This window comes from Limnofasciculus baicalensis BBK-W-15 (assembly GCF_024178385.1).
In the GTDB taxonomy this organism is placed as follows: Bacteria; Cyanobacteriota; Cyanobacteriia; order Cyanobacteriales; family Coleofasciculaceae; genus Limnofasciculus; species Limnofasciculus baicalensis.
Genome location: NZ_JAMZMM010000320.1, coordinates 1 through 7243, shown reverse-complemented (window position 1 = coordinate 7243; position 7243 = coordinate 1). Strand labels below are relative to the sequence as shown.

Annotated in this window: 7 protein-coding genes; 2 read left to right on the top strand and 5 right to left on the bottom strand. The window is 42.5% G+C overall.

The window, feature by feature from the left end:
• Window positions 1-826: 826 nt before the first annotated feature.
• From chlG to NJ959_RS23180, 5 genes are all read right to left on the bottom strand, one after another.
• A complete protein-coding gene (gene chlG / locus NJ959_RS23200) occupies window positions 827-1807 on the bottom strand; it encodes a chlorophyll synthase ChlG (protein WP_254014114.1) in 981 nt (326 codons plus the stop codon).
• A gap of 59 nt (window positions 1808-1866) precedes the next feature.
• Window positions 1867-2727 (bottom strand): polysaccharide deacetylase family protein, encoded by an 861-nt coding sequence (locus tag NJ959_RS23195; protein WP_254014113.1) that lies wholly within the window; start codon window positions 2725-2727, stop codon window positions 1867-1869.
• A gap of 59 nt (window positions 2728-2786) precedes the next feature.
• Window positions 2787-3878: a Get3/ArsA fold putative tail anchor-mediating ATPase NosAFP gene (locus NJ959_RS23190; protein ID WP_254014112.1), complete on the bottom strand. Its 1092-nt coding sequence runs from the start codon at window positions 3876-3878 to the stop codon at window positions 2787-2789.
• 131 nt (window positions 3879-4009) lie between these two features.
• Entirely contained in the window at window positions 4010-4204 is a 195-nt protein-coding gene (gene petP / locus NJ959_RS23185) for a cytochrome b6f subunit PetP (protein ID WP_254014111.1), read from the bottom strand.
• Between the two features lie 73 nt (window positions 4205-4277).
• Entirely contained in the window at window positions 4278-4547 is a 270-nt protein-coding gene (locus NJ959_RS23180; protein WP_254014110.1) for a hypothetical protein, read from the bottom strand.
• Window positions 4548-5294: 747 nt separating this feature from the next.
• Between NJ959_RS23180 and NJ959_RS23175 the strand changes: the two genes are divergently transcribed.
• Entirely contained in the window at window positions 5295-6194 is a 900-nt protein-coding gene (locus tag NJ959_RS23175) for a Uma2 family endonuclease (RefSeq protein ID WP_373693701.1), read from the top strand.
• 160 nt (window positions 6195-6354) lie between these two features.
• Window positions 6355-7203: a Uma2 family endonuclease gene (locus tag NJ959_RS23170; RefSeq protein ID WP_373693700.1), complete on the top strand. Its 849-nt coding sequence runs from the start codon at window positions 6355-6357 to the stop codon at window positions 7201-7203.
• Window positions 7204-7243: the final 40 nt, after the last annotated feature.

Below are 7243 nucleotides of genomic sequence, written 5' to 3'. Positions count from 1 at the left end.
TGATAACTTGCACCAGTTTCAACAAGCCAGGGCGAATGAATTCGCCGCTACACAAGCAAAGTCTGCCTGCGCAGACTAAAAGGCGGCTTTAGACTAACCCGCGCAGGCGGGTTTTGTTTGTGTAGATGCGGTTTCAACCGCCCAATTGAGATTAAGGTTAAGATATTTAATCAATTCAATTATCTGGAAGTCACAAGTTATCCCCCAGTCAATGTCCCGATTAAAAATAACTTACTCTCACATTTACCCGAAATCTTAGTGGTGATGGCAATTCTGTGTCAAATCGCAAAAAGGTCATTAGCCCTCCTTCGGATTATCAGACTATGATAGCTGAAACGACGCAATCTCGTCAAGTATTGAGAATTAATCTTAATAAATTTAACGAAGTTAAGGCACTTTCAGCCTTTGATGATTTGTTACGTTATGTAAATTACTTTTCTTTTGAGGAGAGGGGTGGGGGGTGAGGGGAAAACTGTCTACTCCCGATCGGGAGATCGTGGACTTGGGGTTCTTCCCTAGTGAGGAAGCAAAAATATTAGTTTAATCTGCTTTGAGCCATAGTCGATGTCAAATGCGATCGCAAAAAGGATAGCAGACTTAAGGAAAAAGTTCTCCGGTTTTGATAGCTTAACAAATTCATCGCTAAATCCTACATTCCACTATACCCTAACGCTAATCCTGCTATCAACATTTCCAACACCAAAAATACTTGGCATATCTTGTTCGTAGTAGGCGATTTATCGCTCCTGAAGGCGATGAATCGCCTACTACAAACTTGCTCCTGAAGGCGATGAATCGCCTACTACAAACTTGCTACAGTTATTCCCTACATACCACTATGCCCCAATGCCAAACCAGCCACCAACATTCCCAAAACCAAAAACGGTTGGGCACTAGCCTGATATTTGACATCATTCTTTAAAGGATCTCGCAAAAAGTACATATCCTGAAAGGTAATTTGCGGAATAATTAACAACAACAAAATTGTTGCGTATAGATTCTGATGAATGCTAATCAAATATCCAGCAATCCCCGCCTGAAATATATCAATCATCACTACGCAAATCCAAGCGGCAGTACCAATACCAAACATCACAGGTAATGACTTTAATCCTAATTTACTATCCCCTTCTACACTTTTGAAGTCATTAACTACCGCAATGCCCAGCCCTGCCATACTATAAAATAGGGTGAGAACCACAAGCGTCCAATTCAAAGTCCCAAATAAAGCATGACCCGCCCACCATGGTAATGCGATATAACTAGAACCGAGGGCATAGTTACCCAGCCAACCATTTTGTTTTAATTTTAATGGTGGGGCAGAATAGATATAGGCTAAAAATCCACCCCCTAAAGCCAAACAAGTCATAATCGGAAAATCATGATTTGCCCAAACATCTAACCCGTAGGCAATACCAATACCAGCAAATAATAATACCAAAATTTGGGTGACAACTTGGGGAATCGAAATAGCCCCCGACGGAATTGGACGATAGGGTTCATTGATAGCGTCGATTTCGCGATCGTAGAAATCATTTAGAGTTTGAGTATAACCTGCCATCAAAGGACCCGAAAGCAACATACAGGTTAAGGCTTTAAAAAAATCTTCAACACTCCAAGTATATCCACCCGCAGAAGCCGCACCACAGACAACACCCCAAATTAAGGGAATCCAAGTAATGGGCTTCATTAATTGCAGGCGAATTTTCCAAATCGAAGTTTCACCAGGGGCAGCACCTTTCATACCTAGGAGTTGCCGAGTTTTGGCATTGCGTTCATTTGAGGTAGAGTCGGGAGAATCAGACATAGGTTAAATTGTCAATGGGTTTAGCAATGGATTGGGTTATTAACTAGCAGCTTATGTTATTATCTGATTTCTGAGGCAGTTTGCGCCAATCGAATCAGTTTTTCTGGTGGATCGCTTCTAAAAGCCCTTAACCTGGGAATTCGGTAGGGGTTAGTCCACCAACCCAGTTTCAGGGTTCTATTATTATACAAGTATCCGGATAAATAATATCGAGCAGTATATTCTCTCACTCGTCCATTAGATTTATTGTAAGCATAAGCCAGGTGGGTGGCGATTTTGTCTGTATTCTCTACACCAGAGAGGCATCCTTTTAATATTTCTTTCCCTCCAGACAATTCAAATATTAGCTCTTTTTCGTTTAATTTTGGTAATATTCTATGGCTATACCCATGACCTTGAATATCAAAATATCCTTTAGTAAAGCCATCTCTGATATCCTGACAATTCATGTATTTATCAGATGCGCCTTTCTCTGCCCGCTTTACGGAATTTGGGTTCAGAAACAAGACTACTTTTACAGTTTCTCCCGCTTTTGGTTCAGTTTCTAGTTCCTCCAAAAGTGGTAAAACATATTGTCTCATACTTTTATACCCATCATCAAAGGTAATTATAATAGGTTTTTGACCAATATGTTCTGGAGGTATTGGTTGGGATTTAGTCAGAAAGTATTTATAGAGTTCATTAGTATCTAAAACCCAGTAATCTCCCTGAACGATATGGGTCAAAAATTTGGCTAAATCAGTTTTGGTATAGTCGAGATAGTTTTCCTTTTCAACTTGGCCATCAATGATATTGTGAAACCCAAAAATTGGAATTTTAAACGTCAATGAATCTACTAACAACCAACTTAAGATACTGATGAATCCTGTCACCAAAATACCTAGCAAAATTATCCGCAGTTTCTTTAACTTTTTGAACATTGTGTTACTGGATTTGGCTGGTAATAGGCGCTTAAGCGCCTACTACGAACTTGGGTACACTAGAAAGAGATTATCAAATACCGATCTTGGAATTTTGCGCCTTTAACAGATTGACCATTGAGTGGGGAAGGTAAGAAAATATTACGTCGCTGATCTCCAGCTTCGATAGTAACTTCTGGTCCATATTGGGTGAGTTTCACCTGCTTTTTATCAAAGCCAGGTAAGAATAAACGGACTTGACGGGCAGGTATATCTATAGTAATCGCTCTGGGTGCTTTTCTTGCCTGTTTGAAATCTGGTAAAGCGTCTATTAATTCAGCAGGAGTGGCACAATTGGGGAGGGAATTTACCTCAAGCGGCTCAAATTCTGTGGCTATTGCTTCTGTTGATTGGCTTTGGTTAAGTAAAACACCGCCTACTGTTAGCCCCACTTGTTGGGCACTACCCCAGAGATATTTAGCTGTCGCAATAGCAGCAGGATTGTCAGTCGTCACTAGGTAAGAGGCGACGCGATGAGGATCTGCGATCGCGGATTTTCCCTGTTCTAATAGTTCAGCAGACTCATTGTTAGAAGACTTCCCCAAACTATCCCCCGAAAAGGATACATTGAGAATTGCACTAGTAACAGGTTGAATAAAGGGTGAGAGCGTTTTACCCACATCCGAATCTGTCAATACCTGACGAAAGCGACGAAAATACCAACTGAGAATTTCTGGCATTCCCAACATTCGCAAAGTATCTTGGTTACCACTGCCATCGTAGATAATTGCGTCATATTTCCCGCTCTTATCGTATTCGCGAATAGCATTGAGAGCGAGAGCAGTATCCATTCCTGGTAAGATACCCAACTCTTGTCCGAATACATTTTTTAGTATAGGCGATCGCAAATATTGGGCTTCTAAGTTTTTCACCTCTTCCCAACTCCGTTCCAGCAGTAGAGTACTGTGGAGTTGGACTGCTTGGAGATTTGCCCCCACATCCTGCGCATCTGCACCAGGGGAAGCCCCCAAGAGAAGTCCGAAAGCAGGAGTAGGATCTTGCCCAACTAATAGCACTCGTTGACCGAGGCCAGCAAGTTTTTTGGCGGTTGCGATCGCAATAGTAGTACGACCAGTACCCCCTTTGCCCAAAAAAGTCAGAATCAAAGCCATAATGTTTTTCGACAGGAATAGGCCATAGGAACTAGTAGTTTAAGTTTGTAGTAGGCGCTTTAGCGCTAAAGCGCTTACTACGAACGGAACAGCCATTACCAGCCCTAAATTAGATAGCTGGGCAACTAACGTTAATTTACCACTTGGAGTTCGTCTTCAAAGAACCAGGTAGCGGAGTTATCATCAAACTGAACAATGACACCCACGCCGCTGCCATCCGTCATCTTGAAGTCTTTGACAGTCCCAATTTTCCCCAACTTGCCAACGATATCGCCAGATACGCGATCTCTCAGACGGCAGACTTTAACTTTTTGTCCGATCTCCATTAGTCCTTTCCATAGAATTAACCATTCCACAGTTTAACGGAATCTGGCGTAAAGGGATACACAAGTAACGAAGTCAACCGAAGTCAAACAGCGTTAGTTGCTCATAATTCGCTCTCTGATTGACCTTACTCGTCCGTTGTCTTTTAGGTTCTAGAGTCTGGGGTTTATCCGTACCCGTTATCGCTTCAAACACTTGATCCCATTGCAGGTAGATGGTGTCCAAAAACTTCTGAGTTCGATCTTGTAAGATTGCCTTAACACTTGAATGTTTAAGGTAGCGGGGGATTTCAACGTCCCCCATCCTTACCAGAATGTTGTCAGCAGCATTAGTATCTGAGTGCATAACGACCCCCTGAAAGTCCGGTAAACTTATCCCCAGATCTAGTTCCCGTTAGGGTTCCAAATCTGGAGTCAAGTTGTGACGTATACCCACAATTGACACTAACAACCGTGCAACCTACACGGGTTGAAACTTGTTGGAGAGCATCAGCAACAATCCCCTTGCACCATGAAGAGACGTTTCTTTTCATGCGCTTTCTCATGGGCTTTTTGCTTTTTATTTGCTCAGTTAAATCTTCATAAGCCACTGTAATTGCGCTTAACATCAACGCCTGAGTAGCTGTAAAAACTATTGTTTTAATCCTACCTTTAAAGGATGTTTCTCGATTGTCCCATTTAATCTTACCAAGATTATTGCGCTTAATTCGGTCGGCGCGTCCAGAGTCACCCCTTAAAATCGCTTTGTTTGCAACTGCCAACAACTTGTTGCGTTTAATCTGTTTGGTAGTTCGGTAATCGGTTTCTTTTGTTTGAATTGTGCCGAAGTCTTTACCTAAAAATCTCGCGCCATCATTTGATTTTGTTCTTCTTCAATCTTCTTTTTGTAATAATTTGAATATGTTTAACCCCAATATACTCCGTTATTCTGCAATTAGGTGATTCGGCGAAGGGGGGATAGGAGGGGAGGGGAAAGTCAAAAGTCACCCATTCAAAAATCAACACGCCTCCCCTGCCCCCCAATTTCTCAAAGAACCCTGGGATTAGCAGTAAAGATACAATAGTACTAGTTAGTTCCCCTCCTTTGATGCCCATGTATCAAAATAATCCCCCACCTCCGTCTGCCAAAACCCTGCCGACGATGTACGATTTGCCCAGTGAAGAATTAAAAAATCATAATGTGCCAGAGGAATTTATCCCCAAATCACCACTGGAAACCATGCCGACAATGTACGATTTGCCCAGTGAATTAGTAGGAGAATCAGGTTTGCCAGACGAATTTCACCGTATTCAAGCTGATGCACTAACTCAAACCTGTCAACCTCCTAACTGGCAGACAGATCGAGTCTTTATTGCCAGCGATCTCAATCTCTATTATGACCCCCGTCATCTCGGCTGGTATAAACGTCCTGATTGGTTTCTAGTTTTAGGTATTTCTCCTTGCCAACAACAGCAAGATTTACGATTGAGCTATCTTGTTTGGCAGGAAGGAGTTAACCCATTTTTAGTGGTTGAATTACTCTCTCCTGGCACTGAAGAAGAAGATTTGGGGCAAACAGTCAGAAGAGTTAATCAACCTCCGACAAAGTGGGAAGTATACGAGCAGATTTTAAGGATTCCTTACTACGTTATCTACGATCGCTATGAAAATCAATTGCGTGCTTTTCGTTTAAATGGTACTGGTTACGAAGCTGTATCCCTGTCAGATGGACGTTTTTGGTTAGCAGAAATTCAACTGGGATTGGGCTTATGGCAGGGTAGCTATCAGGGCACAAATGGTTTGTGGCTCCGTTGGTACGATGAGACTGGTTGGATTCCAACACTAGCAGAATCTGCCCAGGAGGAACGCCAACGTGCCCAGGAGGAACACCAACGTGCTGAAGAGCAACGCCTTCGTGCCCAGGAGATGGAAATAGCTCTAGCTGAGGAACGTCAACGGGTGCAGCAGTTGTTAGAACAATTGCGATCGCTCGGAGTTAGTCCCGATGACTAAAAAGGATAAAGGATAAAAGGCAAATGATACCGTAGGGTGGGCAGTCCCCACTAACGTAATAATTAGCTTTTCAACTGATATTGGGGACTGCACACCCTGCATCTCTGGGATTAGCATGAAAGATACAATAGTACCAGTTAGTTCCCATCATTTGATGCCCATGTATCAAACTAATCCCCCACTTCCACCTTCGGAAACAATGCCGACGATGTACGATTTGCCCAGTGAAGAATTAGATGATTTTAATTTACCAGAGGAATTCCACCCGAAATCGCCTCTGGAAACTATGCCGACGATGTACGATTTACCCAGTGAATTAGTAGGAGAATCAGGTTTGCCAGACGAATTTCATCGTATTCAAGCTGATGCACTAACTCAAACCTGTCAGCCTGCTAATCATCCCCTGGATCAAGTTTTTATCGCTAGTGATTTAAACCTTTATTACGATCCCCGTCATCCTCAGTGGTATAAACGCCCAGATTGGTTTTTAGTCTTGGGGGTATCTCGGTTTACTCAACAGGAGGATTTACGCTTAAGTTACCTGGTTTGGCAAGAAGGGATTGCTCCATTTATGGTAGTTGAATTACTTTCTCCAACTACGGAACAAGAAGATTTAGGACAGACGCTAAGGGAAGTGAATAAACCCCCAACTAAGTGGCAGGTTTACGAACAAATTCTCCGGATTCCTTACTATGTTATATTTGATCGTTATACTAATCGATTGCGAGTCTTTCGTTTAGAGGCAACTCGTTACCAAGAATTGTCTTTACCTGATAGTAGATTGTGGTTGGCAGAAGTGCAGTTAGGCTTAGGAATTTGGCAAGGAGCATTTGAAGGTACTACGGGTTTGTGGCTCCGTTGGTATGATGCTAATGGGGAATGGTTCCCTACATATCAAGAGGAAGCAGCAAAGGAACGCCTTCGCGCCCAACGAGCTGAACTTAAAGCAGCACAACTAGCTGAAAAATTGCGATCGCTAGGATTAGATCCTGATAGTTTTGATCGTTAAAATGAGGGAGTGGAGTTGAAGAATATGGGGAAGAAAAAAA